This window comes from Bacillus sp. LH1, from assembly GCF_057924895.1.
This window is the reverse complement of sequence record NZ_CM175007.1, coordinates 2888900-2914084: the sequence shown is the minus strand read 5'-3', so window position 1 is coordinate 2914084 and position 25185 is coordinate 2888900. Positions and strand designations below refer to the sequence as shown.

Below are 25185 nucleotides of genomic sequence, written 5' to 3'. Positions count from 1 at the left end.
CATGGTGAATAAAAAGCGACATATGAAAGTGAAGTTATGGAGTGTGAGAACTTTAATCATACTTTTCTTTGCGATTAGTGCGATAACGTTATCACAAGGTATTGTGTATGTACAAGACATAGTAAAAGAGCGTTTTTTCAGTAAGACTAAGACAATATCGGAAAGAAATTATGACTTTACTAGTATAGGTGAAAATTTTGATGATTCCAAAATAGATGAAGATGAATATGAAGAAGTAAAAGATACGGGTATAAGAACGAAAACGGGTAAAAAATTTCAACCTTTCGAAAGAGAAAGTCTATGGAGTGACGTGCTTTCTGTTCTTTCAAATGTATGGATTACTATAGTTTTTTATGTGATAATCGCAATATTAATTATATATGCCATCTACAAGTATATTAGGAACAAATTGATGAGAACAGAAATAGTACAGGAGAAAGAATCAATCACAAAGCAAACTGCGGTAAGAAGCATAAAGAATGAAAAAGTCATTCATCAGTTAGAACGGCCGTTACCGACAGATAAGATAAGAAAAACGTTAGTTGAATGGGAAAGAACATTACCATTTCATGAACAGAGAAGGTCCTATGAAACGATACAACAATGGTTAAAAAGAATTTGTAGAACAAGGGATATTATCTCGTTATATGAGTCTGTTCGTTATGGTGAAAAGACGTATACGGATTTAGATGTGGAAGAAATAATGAAGTGGGTAGAGGGAGACGGGAAGGTGGATACATAAATATCCACCTTTTCTATTTTTATACGGAAATTTGATTAACATGAATTATTTTCTTATATGAAACCGTCTTCAAATAGGTAAACAAAATTAACTTTATTTACTTATACTTCATTACATGTTAACCTATACTTAATTTTTATAAATTATAATTAATTTTTGATTTTTTAAGGGTGTGAAAATGTAATGAAATCGGTATTAAAAAGCATACTTATTTCCTTTGTTTTTTCAGCAGTAGGTATGTGTTGGTTACTGTACGTATTATTCAAAGGAGACGGAGACTGGTTATTGTCTTGGATAGGTGTATTAATGGCATATTTATCTTTATATACTTTAATAGATTTATATTGTAAAAATACATACGATAAAAAAATAAATAAATGGCTTATAAAAACATCGGTGACTAGTTTTAGTTTTGCTGTATTAGGAATCTCATTTTGTATCATACATGAGCTATTAACACCGTGGAGTCTTAGTTTAATGGTGTGGTATTGGTTGCTAATGTTAGTATTATTTTTAACAACTATAATATCATTAATCAGTTTAGTATTTGTTAATCGTAAAAATCACAATTTCACCGTTGGATATAGAATGCTCATACTTCTAAATATATTTCTTACACTAGGACCAGTATTATGGCCGCTATTACTTTCTATTATTGGAAATGGTATGAATGCTAGTGCGGGCTGGTAAAAAGGAATATAAATTAGTTGTGTAAAGAATAGGATGAAAAGTTGATATAGAATTTTAAATGTTTAAGAGAACATGTTTACATAAAAAATGAAAACATGTTCTCTTTTTATTTGCATGCATAACTCTTCCTCAGTTTACCGTATTTAAATTTAAACGTAAGTATTTCGTAAGGAATGGATAAGAAAAAAGAGAGATTTATCATATAGGATGAAAGTATAGCTTGAATCAATCCGATATTAATGGAGGAGAGAAAGCCTTATGAAAAAATGTAATTCAATTAAGTTAGCAAGTTTTGCAGTTTTATTAGCGGGTACTGTTCTATTCACACCTGGTTTTACTGTGACTGCAGAGTCAACTCAAAATATTTCTAGTTCGTCACAAGTACATGATCAAAAGAATCGTAATGGCTGGAAACAAGTAATGCAGGAAACAGTACAGCTTGGTGCTGTAGGAATATTAGCTAAGGCGTCTAACAACGGAAAAACTAGTAGTTTTACTGCTGGCGTGGCGGACTTAAGTACAAAGAAACCGGTGAATTCGGATTATCGCTTTCGGATTGGTAGTGTGACGAAGACGTTTACTGCGACGACTGTGCTTCAATTAGTAGGAGAAAATCGCTTACAACTTGACGATCCAATTGAAAAGTGGCTACCGGGTCTCGTGCAAGGAAATGGGTATGATGGTAATCAAATTACGATACGACAACTTTTGAATCATACGAGTGGTATCGCTGAATACTTAAAGTCAAAAGACGCGGACATAATGAATTCGAAAAAAACGTATACAGCAGAAGAAATAGTGAAAATAGGCCTTTCGCTGCCTCCAGATTTCTCGCCGGGTAAAGATTGGTTGTATTCAAACACAGGATACGTAATACTAGGAATGCTTATTGAAAAAATAACTGGAAATAGTTATGCGGAAGAAATCGAAAAGCGAATTATTGAACCTTTGGATCTATCAAATACGTTTTTACCAGGAAATTCACCCGTCATCCCAGGAAAGAATCATGCTCGTGGATATGTGAAAATGGAAGGGACAGGCGAGTTCAAAGATATTACGTATTATAATCCGAGTTTAGCTAATGCAGCTGGAGATATGATTTCTAATGCGGATGACTTAAATAAGTTCTTTTCATCTTTACTTGGTGGTAAGTTACTGAAGGAACGCGAGCTAAAAGAAATGCTTACTACAGTTCCTATAGAAGGCAAAGGGGTTGGTGACGCATACGGTCTTGGAATCTATGAGACTAAACTTCCAAACGGTGTTTCAGTTTGGGGGCATGGAGGAGGAATTCCTGGATTTGCAACTTTTGCTGGGGGAGTAATTGGAGGCAAACATACATTAGCTATCAGTCTTAACTCAATAGGTGGGGTCGATATTGTTCCACAGTTAAATAAAATGATGCAAATTGAATTTAATAAATAGATGAAAAGAAAATGAATAGAATTTTGTTATAGTTGTATTTAAAAGAGGTGCTTTTTTAAGTTCGCAACTATGGACAGTAGTTGCATTTATGATATGACATCAAGTGTATTCCAAAGTGAAAATCAATCTTAATGCTTACGACAAAATAAAAAAGGATGTCAGTTACATGACATTCTTTTTATTTTGGATAAAAGAGGTATGTATATAGTTCTGAAAATTGTTATTTTTTAAATTTTTACATATAATGAAGGGTATAGGGGCACCAATTGGGGAGTTATGAATGGAAAATACTTTAGTTAGTTAAATATTACTCGTTTTAATCAAAATAATTATGAGTTGATTTGGAGTTGAATACAATGGGGAAAAATCATTATAAATGGAGTAATAAACAATTACGAGAACATGTTGAAGTACTAGATGGTAAGAGAAGCACACACATATTATTAAAGAATGCAACATATTTAAATTCTTATATGCGCGAGTGGATGACAGCGAATATTTGGATATATAATGATCGAATTGTATACGTAGGGGAGCAGCTGCCAGAGCAATTAACGGAGTGTGAAGTTGTTGATTGCGAAGGAAAGTATGTCGTACCCGGTTACATAGAACCACATGCACATCCGTATCAGTTGTATAACCCAGAGACGCTAGCGAATCATGCGATGCAGTTTGGGACAACAACTTTTATTAATGATAATTTAACTTTATTTTTCACATTAAAGCGTGAAGAAGCATTTCGTTTATTAGATGAATTCAATAAGATTCCAGCAAGTATGTATTGGTGGTGCCGTTTTGATGGACAGACTGAATTGCAAAACGGAGAATCTTTGTTTAATCGTGAAGAAATAATAGAGTGGCTGCAGCATGAAGCGGTTCTTCAAGGCGGCGAGCTAACAGCATGGCCAAAACTATTACATGGCGATGATGAAATGTTAACTTGGGTGCAGGAAACGAAGCGATTGCAAAAGAAAGTAGAAGGACATTTTCCGGGTGCATCTGAAACGACTTTAGCGAAGTTAAAACTGTTAGGTACAGATTGTGATCATGAAGCGATGACAGGGCAGGAAGTTTTCACTCGTCTTATGCAAGGTTACACTGTTTCCCTAAGAAATTCTTCAATCCGCCCAGATTTAGAAGTTTTACTGAAAGAATTGTTGGAACTAGGCGTAAAGCAGTTTGATAGATTCTTTTTTACAACAGACGGCTCACATCCTTCGTTTTATGAGAATGGAATGACAAACGTTATGATTTCTACCGCGATAAAACAAGGAGTGCCAGTAATAGATGCATACGATATGGCAAGTTATAATATTGCTCGCTATTATAATATGGAACATGTACATGGTTCGATTGCGACAGGTAGAATTGCTAATATCAATATTTTAGAAAGTAAAGAAAACCCAGTACCAATCAGTGTCCTTGCAAAGGGGAAATGGGTGAAGCGTGACGGTGTAAATACACATGAAGCATTACATATAGACTGGAGTAAACATAAAGTAACTCCATTATTATTAGATTGGTCAATAGAAAAAGAGGATATGATTTTCTCTAATAAAACGGGGATACACTTATTAAACAACGTTATTACAAAACCATACACTAGTGAAATTAATATAGACTGTGATGAATTGTCCACAGATCATGATGAATGTTTCTTTATGATGATTGCTCGTGATGGCAGTTGGCAAGTGAATATAGCTGTGAAAGGTTTTGCGAAAGAACTAGGTGGGCTTGCTAGCTCTTATTCTGGTACAGGTGACATCATTCTTATCGGAAAAAGAAAAGAAGATATGCTCACAGCTTTTCGTAGAGTAAAAGAGCTCGGTGGTGGAATGGTCGTAGCAGAAAACAATGAAGTGTTACACGAAATAGCATTACCATTGCTCGGGATTATGTCTAATTTAAAAATGAGAGAATTAATACAGGAAGAGAAACAGATGGTGAAATTACTACAAGAGCGTGGCTACGCGCATGATGATCCAGCATTTACAATTTTATTCTTTTCTGCGACGCACTTGCCTTTTATACGAGTAACACCTATAGGATTATATGATGTGAAAAGTAGTAAGGTAGTTGCCCCGCCCGTGAATTTGATAAAGCAATATTAAAAGGAAAGATCCTATAAAAATTTTATAGGATCTTTCTCATTATTAGCATAAGAATATTGTAAGCCTCAAATGATATAGTATCTAAATCATTTGAGGTGATATGTAAATATGAAAAAAATATTTTACATTTTAAGCGTATTTATTCTGTGTGTATCGATACAACACGTTGTACATTCCCAATCAGATGCACCAGAATTATCTTCGGATTGTCTCGAAGAAAGAAAAGTTAGAGATGAAAAGCATGTGAAGAATATAATACAGGACATTAAATCCACATTTAATTTAAATATTGATGAACATAGTTTTTGGGAAGTAAGTAAAAGAAATCTGGAGGCTGCTCATTTGATGTATGGTGGAAAGGAAAATGATTCTTATTATAATTCGCTAACTAAAATTTATGATAGTGGTGGATTTAGCGAACAGCCCAGCTTATTTGTGAGGGCACAAGAAGCATTTTTACTTTATAAAGAAAAAGATAATATCAATGTAATGAAACGCCTAAAACTAGACGTTGAAAAAGGGGAATGGCTCGTTATAAAAACGAAAAAGAAGAAAGGGAAAAAAGTGAAATTCAAGCTGTTGCAATGTGAAAAAGATTATATGAAAAAGAGAAATGAATAACAAAATACTTATTCATACTGTTTTTATTCAACGATATTTTGCTGTTGATGTGAAATAGAAAAAGGTAAACGAACATATTAGCTTTATGGAATATGTTTGTTTACCTTTTTTTGAGAGATTTAATAATTGGGGATTATTTACTGGCTAATGAACTTATAATATTCAATGAATTTGTTCTTCATAAACATTAGATTTTGTGTCAAATGATTTATACATTACCGAACCACCTATGTATATTTTATTCTACAGTATTTATAAAAGAATGTTGGCTATTCATAAGAAATATGATTGGCACGGTTTTTGCTTGTATTACATGTAAGGAAGGGAGATTGTATGTAAGGAATCTGTACTCGTAATAGTATAAAACAAGCTACTATTGCATTATTAATCATAGTTGTATTTATAGCGGAACTGTAAATACATACAAATAAGTGGTTTTTTTGAATTTAAAATTCTGAATTTTCTTTTAAGTTATTAGGGGGCAATGGGATGGTTAAATATTCGAAAATTTCTAAGTGGATTCTTGGTGTTGGATTAGTGACAATAACATGTAATGGTTTGCAAATTCAAGCAGAGACAAAAGAGCAAAATGTGAAGAACGTATTACAAATGGAGCCGGTAGGAATACAGAAATCTGTTGATGAATTGGCGCACCCTTCAAAAGTACAAGAAAATGCATCTTTTACAAAACGGTTAAAATTAGCGGATTTATCACAGCGTCCACTAGCACCAACTGATAATATTAAATCGTTAGCTGAAGAAAAAAAGTATTCAATGGCTGAGTTAAATCAATTAAATAATAAACAATTAACTGATCTTCTTGTGACAATTAAATGGTATCAAATTCCGGAATTATTTCAGTTTAATAGTGATAGTCTTAAATTCTATCAAGATGATAGCCGAATGCAAGCAATTATTAATAAACTAGCAGAACAAGGACAAGCTTATACGAAAGATGATTCAAAAGGGATTGAAACATTAGTAGAAGCTCTACGTGCAGCATTTTATTTAGGTTTTTACCATGATGAATTAAGCAAACTAAATGAGCGTAGCTACCATGATAAGTGTTTACCAGCTTTAAAAACAATTGCAAAAAATCCAAATTTCAAACTTGGTACATCAGAACAAAATAAAATAATTGCATCATATGGAAAATTAATTGGAAATGCATCAGCAGATGTTGAAACGGTTTTATATGCAGGTGAAATTTTTAAACAATATAACGATAATCTTGCAACTTTCATTGAAGACCGAACAAAAGGAGACGCTATATATGAGTTGATGAAGGGAATTGACTTTGATATTCAGACGGATATGTACACGACTGGAAAAGAGCCAAAAGATACGATGTGGTTTCGGAATATCGATAACTTTATTAATGAAGTAAATCGTTTTGCACTACTTGGTACAGTAACAAATAAAAACGGATGGTTAATTAATAATGGAATTTATTATGCTGGTCGATTGGGCAAGCTTCATAGCACGCCGACAAAAGGACAACAAGTTGTTACAGATGCAATGCGAATTTACCCATATTTAGGAGAGCAATACTTTGTTGCGGCAGAACAAATTACTACAAATTATGGAGGAATAGATGCGAATGGAAAAACTGTAAATTTAGATCAAATTCGAGAAGAAGGTAAAAAGAAATATTTACCGAAAACGTATACGTTTGATGATGGAGCAATTGTCTTTAAAGCTGGGGATAAAGTTAGCGAAGAGAAAATTAAACGTCTATACTGGGCGGCAAAAGAGGTGCGTTCTCAATTTTATCGTACAGTTGGTAGCGATAAACCACTTGAAAGTGGACATGCTGATGATGTGTTAACGATGGTTATTTATAATAGCCCAGATGAGTATCAATTTAATCGTCAACTGTACGGATATGAAACGAATAATGGTGGGATTTATATTGAAGGGACAGGAACTTTCTTTACATATGAACGTACACCAGAGCAAAGTATTTATAGTCTGGAAGAATTGTTCCGCCATGAATTTACGCACTACTTACAGGGAAGGTACGAAGTTCAGGGATTATGGGGCCAAGGGGAAATGTATCAAAATGAACGTTTAACATGGTTTGAAGAAGGGAATGCAGAGTTCTTTGCAGGTGCAACTCGATTAGATAGTGTAGTACCGCGAAAAAGTATAATTGGCGGGTTATCTAATGATCCTGCAAAACGTTATACAGCATCACAAACGTTAAATGCGAAATATGGAACGTGGGATTTTTATAATTATTCGTTTGCGCTGCAATCATATATGTATAATAAGCGCCCAGAAATGTTCGATAAAGTACATGATTTAATTCGCGCAAATGATGTTTCAAGTTACGATGCATACCGTGCTACATTAAGCAAAGATAATAAGTTAAATGAAGAATATCAATCTTATATGCAAATGCTTATTGATAATCGCGATAAGTATACGATTCCACAAGTATCAGATGAATATTTAACTCAACATGATCCAAAATCGCTTTCGGACGTTACTTCAGATATTACGAATGAAGCGAAATTAAAAGATGTGAAAGTAACAAAGAATAAATCACAATTCTTTAATACATTTACACTACAGGGAACATATACAGGAAGTGTGGCTAAAGGAGAAGTTGAGGACTGGAAAGTGATGAATGAAGCAACAAATGATATGTTGAAACGTCTTTCAGGAAAAGAGTGGACTGGATATAAAACATTGACTGCTTATTTTGTAAATTACCGTGTAAATAATGCTGGGCAATTTGAATATGATGTTGTGTTTAGCGGAGTGAATACGGAAGAAGGTACGGCTGTATAAAAAGAACCAAATAATTCATTTGAAACAGCAAACCCACTATCTTTGAATATTTTGTTAAGAGGAACCTTGAGCGATCAAGATCAGGGGGATAAATTTGTTATTGATGTAAAGGATCAAAAAGATTTACAAATTTCTGTTACGAACGAACAAAATCTTGGACTGAACTGGGTATTATATTCTGAATCAGATTTAAATAATTATGTAGCTTATGCAACAAAACGTGATGGAAACAAATTGCTTGGAAATTATAATGCAAAGCCAGGGAAATATTACTTAAGTGTATATAAGTATGGTGGTGGAACAGGGAATTATACGGTACAAGTAAAATAGTTTACTATAGTTTGTTTTGAAAGGCTACTTATCGCATTTTTTAGCGAAATAAAGTATGTAATGTTAAACATTAAACTAAGCCAACATATCCCTGTTCTAATTATAGAACAGGGATATGTTGGCTTTATATTTTCAAATTAAATAACCTCATTGGATTTTGACAAGAAAATAATTAATATAGATTTGAATTCTCATTCGTAAAGCATGTTTTAATCTTCTTAATGCTCTTTCATTTTTGTCTCAATGCTTGTTTTCAAATCAGTTGATACTTGATTGAAATACCCCAAAACGATCTCCCTAATATCATCGGATATAACTTTCAAATCACTAGCTAAGTTTTCAGCGAGATGTTCTTTTTCTATTGGCTGTAACTTCGTATAAAATTCACCAGCCTGCGTAAAGTCATCCTGTTTCATTATAGAAGTTCTTTCAAGTTTACCTTCAACGTACCTTCCTTCACCGGTTGTAATTTGATTAGCAGGTGTCCAATCTTGCTGCTGGTTAATCGTTAATTTGCGAAATTCTGGACCAATTCTTCTTCTTTGTGAATCACTGTAAATGTTAGCGCGCCCTTGCAGCATTTTATCATCTGATAGTTCTGCACCATCCAGTAAATTAGAAGGAGAGAATGCGACCTTTTCTACTTGTTCCATAAAATTTTCAGGATTTTTATTTAATACCATTTTCCCGACTGGTATGAGAGGATACGTCTGTTCATCCCATACTTTTGTGTCATCTAAAGGATCATAAGAAAGATGCGCTTCATCTTTCGGATCCATGAGCTGGACGTATAAACCATACTCCACTGGTTTACCATTTTCAATTGCATCATATAAATCTTTCCCGCTATAATCAGGATTTTCGGCAGCTAGTTTAATTGCTTCTTTACTAGTAATGTACTGTACACCTTCAAACGGGTACCAATGATACTTTACATACTTTCGATTACCTTCCGCATTTCTCCATACATATGTATTAACACTATGTCCTGGAATGTGGCGAAGACTTTTGGCCGTACCATTATTAGAGTATAAACGGACAACAAAATGAATAGATTCAGGTGCTTTAGCGACAAAACTCCAAAATCTATTAGGGTCTATTAAGTTATTTTTAGGTGAAGGCAATAATGCTTGAATCGTTTCAGGGAAACGCATTGGATCACGGACAGAAAAAACAGGAATGTGATTACATAAAAGGTCAAAAATGCCTTCTTTTGAATAAAATTTTGTGGAAAAACCGCGTACATTTCTAGCAGTATCCGGTGTTCCTTTCGTACTAACAGCTAACGAAAATCGAACCATAACAGGAACTTTCTCATTAGAATTTTGTAAAAAACTTAATTTAGTATGTTCAGACATCGAATATATCGTTTGAAAATAACCGAACGCACCAAATCCTTTTACATGAACAGGTCTTTCTAAAATTTTTTCATGAATAAATTGTTGTAATGACTCATGCAGTACACTATCTTGCTCTAGTACAGGTCCACGTGAACCAACTGTTTGAGAGTGAAATTTAGCTGGTTCAGTAAGTTCTCGATGTTTATTAAAGTCTTCTTCTAATAATTCTTTCCTATGTTTATCATATTTTTCATTCATCGATATAGCCTCCAAATTTTTTCGTCGATTGTTACTAAATATGATTTTATAGTCTCGATTATGTATGACATACAAAGTTCAAAGCAGTAACATACCGCTAGATGAAAAAAACACATATGTAGTGGACCTGTTGAAATAGAAGAAATTATGGAAAAATGAATATCGGGAAGAGAAAGCACACGTTTTAATAAAAAATGTGGAAGAAAACCACTATTAAAATTTCAATCTTAAAACTTAATTTATAAACGATTATATAGAGAATAAACGTTAAAAAAGGAAAAATAACTAGGAGGAATTTAACATGTCGGATTGGTTTCAATTAGATAAAGAATATATGATGTCTACATATTGTCGGACAGAGGTTGCAATGGAAAGAGGAGAAGGATGTAAACTATATGATGTAGATGGTAAAGAGTATTTAGATTTATTTTCTGGCGTAGGAGTAAATGTACTAGGATACAATCATCCTAAAATTGTACAAACGACAATGGAGCAAGTTGTGAAATCGTTGCATTTACCGTTTCATTTCTTAAACCCAGTTGCAATTGAGTATGCAAAGAAATTAGTAGAGTGTACTTTAAAAAGCGGAAAAGTCTTTTTTACAAACTCTGGTACGGAAGCGACAGAAACGACATTAAAATTAATTGATAAATATAGATCTATTGCGAATGAAGAGCGTGACGGAGTAGTTGTGTTAAAAGATAGTTTTCACGGGAGGACGTTAGGGGCACTACATTTTACGAGACAAGAAAAGGTATATCAAAATTTCCCTAAAACATCTATTCCTGTATACGAAGTAGAGCGTGAGAATATAGACCAATTAGAGGAGACCATTATTAAAGAAAAACCAATTGCGATTATGCTAGAGCCTGTTTTAGGCAGTGGGGGAATTTATCCTTTATCAAGTAAATATTTGCATGGTGTTCAAAATTTATGTGAAAAATATAATGTACTTCTTGTCGTTGATGAAGTTCAAAGTGGTATGGGTCGAACGGGAAAACTATTTGCTTATCAAAATTTTAATATCACACCGGACATTATTCAAATTGGTAAAGGAGCAGGAGGCGGGATACCGCTAGGAGGGATTATTGTAGGTGAAAAGTTATGTGATGTATTTTCACCAGGAGATCACGGGACAACGTTTGCTCATTCATCAATGGGAACAGCTTTAGGTTTAACGGTATTAAATACATTACTTGATGATGGGTTAATGCAAGAAGCTTATGAAACGTCACTATATTTGAATGGCAAACTGCAAGACATTCAGAAAGAAAATTCTTATTATATACAGGAAGTGCGTCATGCTGGCATGATGTTTGGAATTAGTCTGAATGATACGAATGAAAATGTGAAGAAATTACAGGTTGAGCTAATGAATAAAGGAATGTTAGTCGATGTAACAAAAGGGAATATTATTCGATTACTTCCGCCGTATATTATTACGAAAGAGGAAATTGACGCATTTATGAATCAGTTTATTATTTGTTTAGATAAAGTTGCTGCTGTAGTAAGTGCTTAAAAATTAAAGCTATATTTTATATAAAGTGCACTCTAATTGTTGGGGATAGTTTACAATTGGGGTGCATTTTTTATAGTTGAATTTTGTAAAATACAGTCGTTTTTATATGATAACGGAAAAATAGAAGGAATTTCGTTATATTTGAGTGGTGAAGAAAAGGGAAAGTAAGTATAAAGATAGTAGATAAAGCGGGTGGTTTAAATAACTAATGATAGAACGTTTTGAAAATAATAGCATACGAATATATAAATAATAAGAATGAGGTGATATATTGGAAAATAATGATATTCAATTTACTTCTTTACAAATGAGAACGGATAAATATGGTTGGGCTAGTATTCAATATACAAATAAAAAGCAGGCTATCTTATATACTCAAAATAGAGGAGTAGAATGGGATATTGTCAATCCTCTTAATTCAATTGTATTATTTGGGTATCCAATAAACGCTCGAAGCTCTTGGGCATATGGTTTAACAAAAAAGAATGACGATTTATTGCCAGCTATATTTTATACAGTTAATAGAGGAGAAAGGTGGAGTGAGTTTATTTTACCGGTTGAAGAAGATTGGGAGAAATCGACTGATGTTCAAGTACAATTGCATGCTACGAATATGGATAGTATATGGATTGTATTATCTAGAAAGCTTGCATCAAATAAATTTGAACATAATTTATACTATTTGAAAACGAAAGGGAAAGTTTGGAAAGTAATAAAAAATATAAGTATTAGTGATAGTATTTCAGGGATAACATTTATAAACGATCTAATTGGGTTTATTTCATTACAAAAACATTATGAAACATCAACGGTATTTAAAACAATAAATGGTGGGGAAAGTTGGCATCCTACAAAAGATATTCCAAGTATTGAAGGAATTAACAATGGGACTGCTATGGCTTATAAAGCAATCTATAAAAATAACTTATTAGTAATACCAACTAAAAAGAATGATGATGTATTTTTAATGAATTACTCATTTGATAAGGGGAATTCGTGGCATATTTCAAATAAAACAATAAATACTAGTAAAGTGGCTGTTTCGTTTTTTAGTTCCTATTATGGCTGGGTTATAAATAGTGAAAATGGAAGTGTGTATCAAATAATAAAAAAAGGAGCAAAATGGATTAAAGTATCAAGTAATCCATTGTTAAAAAATGTATTTTGTTTGCATTTTTTTAATCGGCGTAAAGGTTGGGCGTGTAATAAAAAAGAAATATTTACTACAAAAGATCGCGGTATAACATGGAAAAAGGTAGTATATAAAATTAATAATATTGATAAATTTATTTAAAAAAGTCCTAAAGAAATTAGGACTTTTTTTGTTTTTTATGGTGAGAGTTGTAACAAACAATGATAAGAGAAAGGAGGTAAGTGCAGAATTATATTTTTAAAAATAGACGTTTGTTTTCACACAGTATAATTCACTTTTGAATATGTTAATAAAGTAGCAAATTCATAGGAAATGGTAATACTTAATATTTTATGTCACATGATGTGTAAAGGGGGCGTGTAATGAAATCGTTAACGGTTATTATTTTGTACAGTGAAAGAGAGCAAATATTAGAAGAGTCAATTCAATCTATATGGAAGCTAAATCCTCTTGAAATTATAATTTTCGTTCCTAACGATAGAAGTAATTTGTATGAAATAGCAAAGAAACATAAATGTCATATTGTTTTTATGGACAAATATAATAAGCATTATGATGGATATGGAGCTTGTATAAAGGCAGCAAAAGGAGAAGTTTTATTATTTTTAGATGGCAATTTTTCGTTATCCACAAATGAAATGCAGAGATTTATTGAGCCAATTGTTACAAATCAAGCCGATGTAGTTTTAAATAAAATAGATAAATTGATAGAAATAGGTAAATGTCCAAATATGGATATTGTATGGAGAAAAATGTTAAATGAAATTTTAAGTCGACCAGATTTAAAAAGCAATTCAATACTTTCGTTACCATATGCGCTTACGAAAGAAGTAGTGGAAAATATCGGCTTTAATTATATGGAAGATATCGTTCTATCTCATATGAAGATTGTGAATCAAGGGTGGCGGATTAACGATCAATATGCAATCAATACGTTATCTAAAGATGAGACTATAGAGGAAGGAGGATATTTAATAAAAAAAGAGTTATCCAAAAATGAAAAAGAGAAAGTAGAAAGATATTTACGCGGTATAGCTAAATGGATAGAGAAAAAAGGAAGAAGAGTAGGGTTTACTGATGCAGGAAAAAGAAGAGATATTGTTCAAAAACTAGGTGAATGTAAGCGATACCCTTCCTATCATCAAGGGTGGGGAATGCATTCTTCAATTTATGATGGGAAGCAACTTTCTGTCATTATACCAGTACAAAATGAAGAAGAGACTATAGAACAAGTAATACTTGAGGCGAGAAAAATAGAACCACTAGAAATCATCGTCGTTGTAAATGGTTCGACAGATCAAACGGCTAATATTGCTAAAAGACTTGGTGTTACTATTATTGAATATAACGAACGACTTGGTCATAATGTTGGACGTGCTATTGGAGCGCTTGAAGCTACAGGAGATATTCTTTTATTTATTGATGGTGATTTTAGTGTTTCAGGAAGTAATTTGCATCATTTTACAAAAGCAGTTTCAGCTGGTGTAGACATAGCATTAAATGATTTGAATCCGATGTTACACCCTCCGTTTTATGTTGTAGACGTCGTAAAATATATGCTTAATTTAGCATATAATCGTCCAGAATTAAGCAATGGCTCATTAGTAGCAATTCCACATGCTATGAGTAGATCATGTTTAGATGCAATAGGCTGGGAAAGCTTACTATGCCCTAGTCTTGCACAAGTAAAAGCAATATTACAAGGGTATAGAGTAGAATGTGTACATTACGTTGATGTTGTAAAACCGAATAGAATTCGTTTAATGGAGAATGTAAGTCACAATGGGCATCCTCCGGCAGTATTAAGAATCATTGGTGATCACGTTGAAGCTCTCTCTTACTTGATAGAACAACTTGAAATGGATGGAAAGGGTGATTAAACTGTTAGACCAGTATAAAATAATTAACATTTCATATGAACAATTATGGCAAATGGATTTTCAAATTACAGAACCATTTATACTCAAGGTTGATTGGGATAAAGTAACGTATGAATTTTTAATTCGTATTAAGCCCGATGCTTCTAACACTATTGTTTTTGGATCCGGAGCAGGTGGGTTTCAAGAACAGCCAATTGGTCCACCTATTTTTCATCGACATTCTTGGATGGATGAATTTGAAGATACTGTTATATATTATAATGACCCTACGTTATATCTTGGAAAATTATCTTTAGGTTGGGGACAGGGAGAGTTAAATAGATTTTATTTACAAGATATAGCAAATATTTTAGAAATAGTATTTGTAAAGTTAAAAGTTGATTCGAAAAATGTGTTGTTTTATGGCAGCTCTGGGGGAGGATTTATGTCTTTAATTTTAGCTGGATTCGTTAAGGGCTCCACAGCTTTCATTAATAATCCTCAAACAAATTTATTAAAATGGATACCTGTACCAATAAATCTAGTTTTCGATTTGTCTTATCCAAATTTATCAAGAGAAGAAGTTGAAGAGAAATTTGGCGAAAGAATTAATGTTGTGAAATTTTTTAATCACATTAAATATGTACCGAATATTTATTTTTTGCAAAATTTCGCGTGTGAATTTGATGTGCAAAATCATTTGCTACCATTTATTTCCGAATTAGAGCAACTTGATAAAGACACGGAAGTAAATCAAATTATAATTGACTTATATTTTGATAAAAAAGCAGGGCATGCAGCTGTAGGGAAGAGTGAAACAATTGAATATATAAAAAAAGTAAAACCTAATCAGACTGTAAAAGAAGAACAAAAAGAAGTGGACCTATCAGTTGTTATAGTTTTAGGAGAAGAAAAATCAAAATTGAATCAAATTTTAAATAAAGTGCAGCATATAAAACCACTAGAAATTATTATTGTAGCTGATGATAGAATGAGTGCGATACAATCTATACCAACATTTGTTGAAAATAACGTTGTTGTGATTGAGGAGAAAAGTAAATGGAAAGCACCAGTTCATGGGGCAAAAGTCGCCAATGGTGATGTAGTCTTATTTTTAAATGGAGAAGATGTTATTTTTTCGGTAGAATTAGAACGATTTATAGAACCGCTACTAAAAAAGGAACAGGATGTAATTTTAAATAATATAGACTCGTTTTGTTTTGAAAAGATGAGAGTAGAATGGCCAAGCATTGCTATGGTGTATAGAAAAATAGTAAACGATGTATTGGGGCGTATGGATTTAAAATATGATTCGATGTTATCTATGCCATATGCTATTACTAAAAAAGCAATTGAAGACATTGGATATGATATCTTGCAGAATCCTATTCTGTCCCAAGTAACTCTTATTGAGAAAGGGTGGCGACTACAATCCTCGTCAGCCATCACTAACACCTCCTTGAATAATATGCCTGCAAACAAAACCTCTTTCTATAAAAATGGATTAACTAAATTAGAAGTATATGAGATTAAAGAAAATATAAAAGCTTTGGAGAGTTGGTTACAACGAAAAGATGATAGAGGTAATTATACAGATGGAGGAAGAAAAAGAGAAATTATAGAGCAGTTAAAAAACCAAAAGAATTATTCACGTTTCCATAAAGGATGGGGAATGAATTCCTCTATTTATAATGGAAAACAGTTATCAATTATTATACCAGCACAAAATGAAGAATCAACGATTAAAGAAGTTATTCTTGAGGCAAGAAAAATTGAACCGAAAGAAATAATTGTTGTCATTAATGGGTCAACAGATCAAACAGAAGCAATTGCTAAGCAATCAGGGGCAACAGTAATTGTTTATGAAGAAAGATTAGGGCATGATATAGGTCGGGCAATCGGTGCACAAGAAGCGACAGGAGATATACTTCTCTTTATTGATGCTGATTTTGCTATTCCAGCAAAAGATCTTCATCCGTTAACGCAAGCTGTTGCGGATGGTGTTGATATGGTTTTAAATGATTTAAATTTAAATCTTAGATTTCCTCTATATATTGTAAGTTTATATAAATATATGTTGAATATTGCTTGTAACCGTAAAGATTTAGGGGTAGGATCTACAATTGCTGTTCCCCATGCTATTAGTAGAAAATGTTTAGAGGGAATTGGCTGGGACACTCTTCACACAGCGTGTGTTGCACAAGTAAAGGCAATATTAGAAGGGTATAAAGTCGAATGTGTCCATTTTGTAGATGTAATGAAACCAAATCGTATTCGGCCACAAGAGCATTTTGCGACGATAGGACATCCACCAGCTGTATTGAGAATTACTGGGGATCATTTAGAAGGACTTTCATATTTATTGAAGAATAAGGATTTTAAAGATTTATTTTAAAAGGTAAATTTGTCTATTGAATGAGTAACTTAAACATTTCATTTATGCAACTTGACAATATTTAGTATTGCAATGAAACTAAAATCAAAAATTTTTATTATTTTTAGCTCAGGTACAAGTGAAGAGCATGTTTCACTGACTGATAGTAAATGAACAAGTAACTAAAAGGTAAAGGCTTCTTTATATATATGAAGAAGCTTTTATCTTTTTTATTTTAAGTATGGAAGGTAAAGAGTAAATAAAGTTGTAACGGTATTTTTATTTTTGGATAAATTGATATTAGATATAAGAAAGGAGGGAATATCTTGTCTTGCATCAATAAAAGTTGTTTTCATATTTCTTTAGAAACTAAAGTCAATCCAAATGGTGGGGCAGAAATATTCGTAAGGTGCAATGATGAATGTTTATCTAATTTTAATGTAATACCGTTTATTGCATGTGTTTCTATTTCAGTAAAGGATGATTTGAGTTTTTTAGTTGATTTAGATAGTTTAATAAAACGTTAATTTTCTATGCAGTTAATAATAAAATAACATCTAATTTATAAGACTTAGTAAGAGAGTCGTGTCCGAATTTAATTAACTGCATATATTGTTAAAAGAAAGGAGGGAGAGTTATGGCATGTACTACGAATAATGTTTGTTTAGATGTGTGTCTTAAAATTACAATTACCCCTGGTAGTGGAATTGATGCAGTAGTCGATTGTGGAGGCACATGTGGGACAAGTCCTACTATTGTAATTAGTCCTAGTGGATCAATTGTTATTACTTTACCATTAGTTGCATGTTTCTCAATTGCACTAAAAGATGATTTAAGTGTTGACTCTTCATTAACAAGCCTCTATTTTCAAACTTCTTAAGAAAGATACAGAAATGAAAAGCCTGCCTGCTACTTTTCTTTTGATCTAATGTAAAAATAAAAAAGATGGTTACAACCATCTTTTTTTATTTTGCTATATATTTAAAATGAATTCATATATTATTTGGTGGTAAGAATATACAATTAAAAGTATTCAGTGTTTCTTTTTTGTTCAATGAGGTAAGAAATTGCTTCTATATGATCACCAATGATTTGTTGCGTTGCTAATGAAAGGTAGCCTTCCTGCGAGAAGTGTTTTTCTGGTCGAACTCGATTTATCTTGTCAACGTCGATAGAATGAACATTTTGTACATGCAATCCTGCTAAAATTGTTTTAACTTGACTTAAGGTTGGTGAAAGAAGAGAATCAAACCCAATTGTATCAATGCATTTTCGACTAAAAGCATGAGGGACAGCAGTTGTGGAGCCCATACCTAAATCTTTTCGATTACATGCTAAATTAACAACATGCTTACATGCAGTTACGATAGTATAAGGAACACGATACATGTAGTAGTGCTCTAATTTATTTAAAGCTAAATCGGTTCCATTTTGAACAGATTGTACAAATGGTAATAAATCAGAACTAGGAATTAAGAAATCACCATCAATAAATAATAATATATCACCTTTTGCAAAATATGCACCAACGGCACGTCCGGTATCAATGCCGAGTGCTTCTTTGTAAGTAATAACTGTTGCACCGCAATTCTTCGCCAATTCCTCTGTTTTATCTGTTGATCCATTAACAATAATGATGATTTCTAAAGGTTTTAATTTCTGCACCTCAAAAATGATAGATTCTATCGTTTTTTCTTCATTTTGAACAGGGATAATGATGGATAATTGTTTATTTCCATAAGTATTTGAATAAAACTTTTTACCTGTAATTATTTTGGGTATAGCTCTTTGTTCGCCGTTTTGAAGTTCTAAAATAATATCTCGCCTTCGATTATTATCAGTATAGTTTCCTCTTGAATTTTGTAATATATTTACCCAATTTTCAATTGCTTCTAGGTGATAACGAATGAGTTGTTTTGAGGGGAAGGAGGGAATTTGCGGTATAGAAATTTTAAAATGATTGCTAATGCGAAATTTATTTTTAATAATTTTCATTTGTGCCAATATCGGATTTAATAAACTTTCTGGAGTAATTGCATCAAGAATCTCTTTTGTTATTGCATAGGGAGGAAATAATAGTGAGTTAACATGTAAATCTGGACGATGAAAAAAATGATTCGTAACCTGCTGCCAAATCATTTCTATAGTTGGCTTTTGCTTTTGATAAAAAAAGTCATCTAAATTGTTTAATACTATGTCAGCTGATTCGTCTAGTAATGGTTGAAGAAATTGTGTAAGTAAGGAAGATTGGATAATGTAATTTGCATCTAAAAATAAGAGGTACTTACCCTTTGCTTTTGTGGCACCAATTACATAACAATTATTTAATTCTGACGGTTCTTCTAATGTGATAATTTTACAATTGTAAGATTGTGCAATATCAATGGAATCATCGATATATCCGTTAATAGTAAGGATGATTTCTAAAGGGTGTAGTTGTTCACAGGCTTTCAAAATTTCAGGTAAAACTTTTATGTTATGCTGTATACGAATAATAATAGAAATCGGATTTTTACACATAAGTAGTCTCCTTTTTAATCAGAGGTAGTTATTAATAAGATTAGATAAAATAGGAGATATATATTTTATTAAATACGTAACGACTATTTAGTTTTCTCAGACTTAGAATTTTCATTACCTGAATTAGTACCTTTATTTATTCCAGAAGCCAGTAAATTATTGAGAACGCTCAGGTCTAATTGCATAGGGATTGAGTTTTCGGATGTAGTTTTCTCATTTTCTTTTTTGGTAGTTAATATAGTCTTTATATTTTTTATTTCTTTATATTGTTTTAAGGTAATGAAAAATCCAGAAATAATGAAGAGAAAAGAAATAGTAGCAAGTAAAAGTATTATTTCCAACATAAAACACCCTCCTTTAAATCTATAATAATACTATATTTGAATGTAATAAGACAAAATTCGAGCTAATGAGTTCACTTTTTAAATATATGCAAATCTTTAGTAAAAGTTACTAATTTCTAGGTTAAAGGAAGCAATTACAGAAACGTATAGATATAAATAAATTAAAATTTCATTTGTAGTGTAAAGGTATGTGTTATATAAGCTGAACGTCATTCTATAACAAGTTAAACAGGGTTTAATTTTATATAAAAAGAGCATTTAATTGGACAAATAATTAATTATGTGAAATAATAATAACAGATAAGGAGACGTTGCTTTTCCTTAAGTGCTTCGAATTAATTTTATTCAATAAGAGAAGGTGTGCTTAAAGAAGTTAAATTAAATAAGGAGCTGTTTTATTATATGCAACAAAATAATGATTTAAATTTTGAACCTCAAGACGTTAATATTGTTAATCCTAAACAAGCCAGGAAAGCAGTAATTGCTACTGGTATAGGGAACGCAATGGAGTGGTTTGACTTCGGATTATACGCGTATTTAGCGGTAATTTTAAGTCAATTATTCTTCTCTGGTGTTGATAATAGTGGATTGCAACTTGTACTTACATTCGGTACATTTGCAGCAGCCTTCCTCGTTCGACCAATCGGAGGTGTATTCTTTGGTAGAATAGGAGATAAGTACGGCCGAAAAATCGTGTTAAGTACTACTATTATTTTAATGGCACTTTCTACATTATTCATCGCATTACTACCAACCTATGAACAAATTGGTGTATGGGCACCAATACTACTTTTAGTTGCCCGAATGATTCAAGGCTTCTCTACAGGCGGCGAATATTCAGGAGCAATGGTTTATATCGCAGAATCTTCTCCAGATAAAAAGCGTGGTATACTCGGTAGTGGTCTTGAAATTGGAACACTCTCAGGTTACATTGCTGCATCGGTAATTGTTACCATTTTGACGTTATTGTTAACAGATGAGCAAATGCTCAGCTGGGGATGGCGTATTCCGTTCTTAATAGCTGCACCAATTGGTTTGGTCGGTTTATACTTACGCCGTCATCTAGATGAATCTCCAATCTTTGAAGAGATGGAAAAAGCACAAGAGGAATCTGAAGACAATGAACAATTTTCATTCATGGATATTATTAAATATCACAAAAAAGACTTCTTATTAAGCACAGTAATTGTCGCCTTCTTTAATATTACAAATTATATGATTCTTTCGTATATTCCTTCTTATCTAACTCAAGTACTTAAAGTCGAAGAAACAACAGGCTTATTAATTATTTCTATTACGATGGCACTTATGATTCCACTAGCACTATATTTCGGTAAATTAAGTGATAAAATTGGTAATAAACGCGTTGTGCAAATTGGTTTACTTGGTTTAACTGTATTTGCAATTCCAGCATTTTTACTAATAGGTAACGGACATATTGCAGCTATATTTGCAGGTATTTTCGTACTAGGTTTCTTCTTAAGTGTATATGAAGGAACATTACCTTCATTATTACCATCACTCTTTTTCACTGATGTACGTTATCGAGCACTTTCGATCTCATTTAATATTTCTGTATCGATATTCGGTGGAACAACACCGCTTGTATGTTCATACTTAGTTCATGCAACTGGTAACCCGCTCGCACCGGCATTTTATTTAGCAGGTGTAAGTATTATTGGATTAGTTGTATTTAGTGTACTATTCGTTACAACTTCAGGGCGTGCGCTAAAAGGTTCATATCCTACAGTAGAAACGAAAAAAGAAGCACACCAAATCGCTAAAGAAGACCCTGAAGAAACACTTTGGTGGCATGAAGAGTCATTAGAAATTGAAGCAGGGAAGAATGCTTCCATTTAAAAAGCAACGTAGAAGTACAAAAAGACTCCTATGAATATAGGAGTCTTTTTGTTACGTTATTTCTTTCGTTTCTTCAAACTTTTTTGATATGCATAAAGCTTATGAATCTCTTCCTTAAATTCATGTAGAAGTACAGTGTTTGCACTATTTGAATAACGCACCGTATTATAAGTATCTATAATAATATCACTTTGAATATTTACATCTTCTTCATCGTTTATTCTTTCTAGCCAAGCCTCAACAGTTTCTCCCCGTTTTCTATTTAAAGGAGGGGTTAACTTACTCTCTAGCTTAAAAATTTCCTTCCGAATTTCGTTATGTGGCGGTTTATTTCGTTTAAAACGATTTTGGCTCATTCCTTCTTTATCAGTAATGATAGTAGATTCGAAGGCGGGCATATTTGGTAAACTTAAATGTTTTCGTTTTTTTACTATTTTCCAAACGACGTAAATAGCGATAGCTGTACAGACTATTATTGTAGTGCTATTTATGAGTATTGGATCAAAATCAGGAATTTTTTTTCCGTCTTCAATTTTTGGTTTTAAGAGATGTCCTTTATTTGCCCAAACATCTTCAGTATCTTTTAATTCCGCTGCTTTAATTAATGGCATTAAAGCATAGCCGAAGCCTAATGCGACTACTTCCGTTATAAAACCAAAAATAAGTCGAATGAAAGGAAATACTTGAACAATTAATATACTCATTAAGCCAATCGTAATGATAGAAGAAAAACGTAATAGTTGTTGTTTGCGATTGGCCCCGGTTAACCAAAATGTAATCATAAGATGCAAGGCTAACATTAATAGTTTCCACAACGGTGGAAAGGGTGCATAAAATATAGCTGAAACGACAAACCATACAATACCACCTAAAGATTTTTGAACTGGATATCCAGGTCCGACCACATGTACGATAAAGAAAAATAGTGGTAATATGATTGTGCCAAATAGAGAAAAAGGTAAAAATAAAGAGAAAAGAACGATTTGAAGAACTAAAAGTATTACAAATCCTGTTGTTTTTTTCTGCATAAATTTATGAATAAGAAATACTCCAATATAGCCTGTTGTTAAAAATATTGCAATACTAATTAGTTCATCTCTTTCTGTTAATAATGAAAGCAGAAGGAGCAGAATGAAATCATGAATGTGATATAGCCAAGTTTTCAACTGGTTCCACCATCCCTTCACTAGTAATGAGAAACGTTGGCTGCGAGAGAAGAGGGAGTTCATTTCTTTGTAAACCAATGTATATCATTGTAGACGATCGTTCTCTTTTTCTCTTTACATAATGAAGGAATCCTTGTTTCGGAAGTAACGTACTATCATCTGAAATACGGGCTAATTCTTCTAAAGCTTTTGCATATTGTGTTTGTCCTTCATTTAACGGTACATGTAATGCACCGCCTTCTGCTAATACACTAATAAACAATTCAAACGGAATGTGGTGCTTCGTTGCATACTGGAAAATGTATGTTGCATATGAAATAAGTTCTTCTACATTATCTTTCCAACCAAATCCACGATCGGCAGCTAAAGAAAGACAAATCGTCCAACTATAATTTTTTACAGGTTCATATTGCTTCGCCTGTACTTGTTGCATTTTAGCAGATGCCTTCCAATGAATAGAGCGGAAAGACTCACGCTCATATCGCTTTACACCGATAATAGATGTTTCATCATTGTAAAAAGAAAAATTCGTTCGATAAGATCCATTCAAAAGTTGCTGAAGTTCTTGCAAACCTGCTACTTCTTTAGGAGAAGGATACACAATAATTTCAGTCCTTAATTTATCAAAAACAGGTAAATGTACAGTTAATAGATGAAATGGATCTTTTAATACACATTCAAATTGTTCAATTTGAAACACGCCACGCTTCGTGGCGGTTAATGTTAACCCCCATTTTTGTGCCGAATGTGCAAGTTGTGAAAATGGGAAAGAGAATAACGTTTTTGATATTTGTTCAATGCCTTGCTCTTTATGCGGTATAAGGGACGAATTTAAATGAAAGTAACAAACACCATTAACGATTGGTATGCTGGCTCCATTTTTTAAATGAATAAAAAACTGTCCAGATTCCTCAGGAAAAATCCGTGTAGTTTGTTTCTCATTTATGATTTGAAACTTCTTCTCTATGAAAGCGACATATTTATAAATAAAAATCGCAAATAAATAATAGAAGAAAAAGAGAAACATAAGCATTCGTTGCGGGAAAAAGAATGTGAAAAGTAATGCGATTGGAACGGTTAGTTGAATAATATGGAGTTGAAAAAATAAAGGCACAGTTACAACACGCTGTCCATTCATGCTTGTTCAATCTCCACAGGTACGTCAACTTCTTTTAAAATACTTTGCATAATATCATTCTTTGTCGTACGCAGGGCACCTTCCATTGATAAGACGATACGGTGATTCCAAACAGAAGGAACTAACAATTGTATATCTTCTGGTGTGCAATATTCTCTCCCGTGTAAAAAGGCTAAAGCTTGAACAGCACGTACTAAAGCTAATGTGGCACGTGGGCTTACACCGTTAGCGATATAATCATGATTTCTTGTAGCATGAGCAAGTTTAATAATGTAATGTTCTAACGGTTCCGAAACAAATATTTCTTTTACTCGTTTTTGAGCTTCTAAAATATCTTCTAATGAGATGACAGATGTGACACTTTCTAATGGTAAATCGTTCCGAAAACGTCGCATCATTTGTAACTCATCTTTAGGAGTTGGATGACCGATTGAAATCGTCATTAAAAAGCGATCAAGCTGTGCATCTGGAAGAGGGAAAGTCCCTTGTGATTCAATTGGGTTTTGCGTCGCAATAACAAAGAACGGTTTCGGAAGAGGAGTTGACTGCTTCTCCAGCGTCACTTGTCGTTCTTCCATCGCTTCTAACAAACTCGACTGCGTTCTCGGCATTGCACGGTTAATTTCATCTGCTAGCAAAATGTTTGTCATAACTGGTCCAATTCTTAATTCGAATTCGCTTGTTTTTGGGTTGAAGTATTCAATACCTGTTACATCACTTGGAAGTACATCAGGGGTAAATTGAACGCGAGAAAAACTACCACCAATACTTTTTGAAATGGTTTTCGCCAGTAACGTTTTCCCAGTACCAGGCACGTCTTCGAGTAGTACATGTCCATCAGCAAGAAGTGAAACGAGCAGTAGATCAATAACATTTTCTTTACCAACAAACACAGATCCGATGTTTTCTTTCAATTTATTTATCATATGTACCATTCCT

At 32.9% G+C, this 25185-nt stretch carries 18 protein-coding genes and 1 pseudogene; 13 read left to right on the top strand and 6 right to left on the bottom strand.

The window, feature by feature from the left end; genetic code table 11:
- Nucleotide 1 precedes the first annotated feature (1 nt).
- The 6 genes and pseudogenes from ACX9TM_RS15100 to colA all read left to right on the top strand — a co-directional run bounded on the left by ACX9TM_RS15100 (nucleotide 2) and on the right by colA (nucleotide 8715).
- Nucleotides 2-742: a hypothetical protein gene (locus tag ACX9TM_RS15100; protein WP_000247497.1), complete on the top strand. Its 741-nt coding sequence runs from the start codon at nucleotides 2-4 to the stop codon at nucleotides 740-742.
- Nucleotides 743-925: 183 nt separating this feature from the next.
- The gene (locus tag ACX9TM_RS15095) at nucleotides 926-1432 is read left to right on the top strand and encodes a DUF3902 family protein (RefSeq protein ID WP_000843838.1); all 507 of its coding nucleotides are present in this window, start codon (nucleotides 926-928) and stop codon (nucleotides 1430-1432) included.
- 258 nt (nucleotides 1433-1690) lie between these two features.
- Nucleotides 1691-2857: a serine hydrolase domain-containing protein gene (locus tag ACX9TM_RS15090; RefSeq protein WP_000710640.1), complete on the top strand. Its 1167-nt coding sequence runs from the start codon at nucleotides 1691-1693 to the stop codon at nucleotides 2855-2857.
- Between the two features lie 356 nt (nucleotides 2858-3213).
- Nucleotides 3214-4968, top strand: coding sequence for an adenine deaminase (locus ACX9TM_RS15085; RefSeq protein ID WP_000517626.1), 1755 nt, complete (start codon nucleotides 3214-3216; stop codon nucleotides 4966-4968).
- Nucleotides 4969-5076: 108 nt separating this feature from the next.
- On the top strand, nucleotides 5077-5589 hold the full coding sequence (locus ACX9TM_RS15080; protein WP_000719375.1) for a hypothetical protein: 513 nt from the start codon (nucleotides 5077-5079) through the stop codon (nucleotides 5587-5589).
- A 489-nt stretch (nucleotides 5590-6078) separates the two neighbouring features.
- Nucleotides 6079-8715, top strand: a pseudogene (colA, locus tag ACX9TM_RS15075) (collagenase ColA).
- Nucleotides 8716-8933: 218 nt separating this feature from the next.
- Here the strand turns inward: colA and ACX9TM_RS15070 are convergent.
- Nucleotides 8934-10313, bottom strand: coding sequence for a catalase (locus ACX9TM_RS15070; protein ID WP_001003610.1), 1380 nt, complete (start codon nucleotides 10311-10313; stop codon nucleotides 8934-8936).
- 301 nt (nucleotides 10314-10614) lie between these two features.
- On the opposite strand from ACX9TM_RS15070, the gene ACX9TM_RS15065 reads away from it, so the two are divergent.
- The 6 genes from ACX9TM_RS15065 to ACX9TM_RS15040 all read left to right on the top strand — a co-directional run bounded on the left by ACX9TM_RS15065 (nucleotide 10615) and on the right by ACX9TM_RS15040 (nucleotide 18098).
- Nucleotides 10615-11832 (top strand): aspartate aminotransferase family protein, encoded by a 1218-nt coding sequence (locus ACX9TM_RS15065; protein WP_001286475.1) that lies wholly within the window; start codon nucleotides 10615-10617, stop codon nucleotides 11830-11832.
- A gap of 271 nt (nucleotides 11833-12103) precedes the next feature.
- Nucleotides 12104-13126 (top strand): hypothetical protein, encoded by a 1023-nt coding sequence (locus ACX9TM_RS15060; RefSeq protein WP_000429607.1) that lies wholly within the window; start codon nucleotides 12104-12106, stop codon nucleotides 13124-13126.
- A 221-nt stretch (nucleotides 13127-13347) separates the two neighbouring features.
- On the top strand, nucleotides 13348-14865 hold the full coding sequence (locus ACX9TM_RS15055) for a glycosyltransferase family 2 protein (RefSeq protein ID WP_000839298.1): 1518 nt from the start codon (nucleotides 13348-13350) through the stop codon (nucleotides 14863-14865).
- Between the two features lie 52 nt (nucleotides 14866-14917).
- A complete protein-coding gene (locus ACX9TM_RS15050) occupies nucleotides 14918-17239 on the top strand; it encodes a glycosyltransferase (protein ID WP_002025986.1) in 2322 nt (773 codons plus the stop codon).
- A 305-nt stretch (nucleotides 17240-17544) separates the two neighbouring features.
- On the top strand, nucleotides 17545-17745 hold the full coding sequence (locus ACX9TM_RS15045) for a hypothetical protein (protein WP_001277646.1): 201 nt from the start codon (nucleotides 17545-17547) through the stop codon (nucleotides 17743-17745).
- 110 nt (nucleotides 17746-17855) lie between these two features.
- Nucleotides 17856-18098 carry a hypothetical protein gene (locus ACX9TM_RS15040; protein ID WP_000752474.1) on the top strand — a complete coding sequence of 81 codons (243 nt, stop codon included), beginning with the start codon at nucleotides 17856-17858 and terminating at the stop codon, nucleotides 18096-18098.
- Nucleotides 18099-18241: 143 nt separating this feature from the next.
- Here ACX9TM_RS15040 and ACX9TM_RS15035 read toward each other — a convergent pair whose 3' ends face one another.
- Entirely contained in the window at nucleotides 18242-19738 is a 1497-nt protein-coding gene (locus ACX9TM_RS15035; protein ID WP_000335242.1) for a glycosyltransferase, read from the bottom strand.
- An 83-nt stretch (nucleotides 19739-19821) separates the two neighbouring features.
- A complete protein-coding gene (locus tag ACX9TM_RS15030) occupies nucleotides 19822-20082 on the bottom strand; it encodes a hypothetical protein (RefSeq protein ID WP_000889737.1) in 261 nt (86 codons plus the stop codon).
- Nucleotides 20083-20484: 402 nt separating this feature from the next.
- On the opposite strand from ACX9TM_RS15030, the gene ACX9TM_RS15025 reads away from it, so the two are divergent.
- Complete coding sequence (locus ACX9TM_RS15025) at nucleotides 20485-21942, top strand: MFS transporter (RefSeq protein WP_001186926.1); 1458 nt, start codon at nucleotides 20485-20487, stop codon at nucleotides 21940-21942.
- A gap of 56 nt (nucleotides 21943-21998) precedes the next feature.
- On the opposite strand, the gene ACX9TM_RS15020 is transcribed toward ACX9TM_RS15025, so the two are convergent.
- Genes ACX9TM_RS15020 through ACX9TM_RS15010 form a run of 3 tightly spaced genes read right to left on the bottom strand, consistent with a single transcriptional unit; the run spans nucleotide 21999 to nucleotide 25172 of the window.
- Nucleotides 21999-23108 (bottom strand): DUF4018 domain-containing protein, encoded by a 1110-nt coding sequence (locus tag ACX9TM_RS15020; RefSeq protein ID WP_000860489.1) that lies wholly within the window; start codon nucleotides 23106-23108, stop codon nucleotides 21999-22001.
- Nucleotides 23080-24246: a DUF58 domain-containing protein gene (locus ACX9TM_RS15015; protein WP_072770338.1), complete on the bottom strand. Its 1167-nt coding sequence runs from the start codon at nucleotides 24244-24246 to the stop codon at nucleotides 23080-23082. Before ACX9TM_RS15015 ends, ACX9TM_RS15020 begins: the two co-directional genes overlap by 29 nt.
- Nucleotides 24243-25172, bottom strand: coding sequence for an AAA family ATPase (locus ACX9TM_RS15010; protein WP_000608783.1), 930 nt, complete (start codon nucleotides 25170-25172; stop codon nucleotides 24243-24245). Before ACX9TM_RS15010 ends, ACX9TM_RS15015 begins: the two co-directional genes overlap by 4 nt.
- Nucleotides 25173-25185 lie beyond the last annotated feature (13 nt).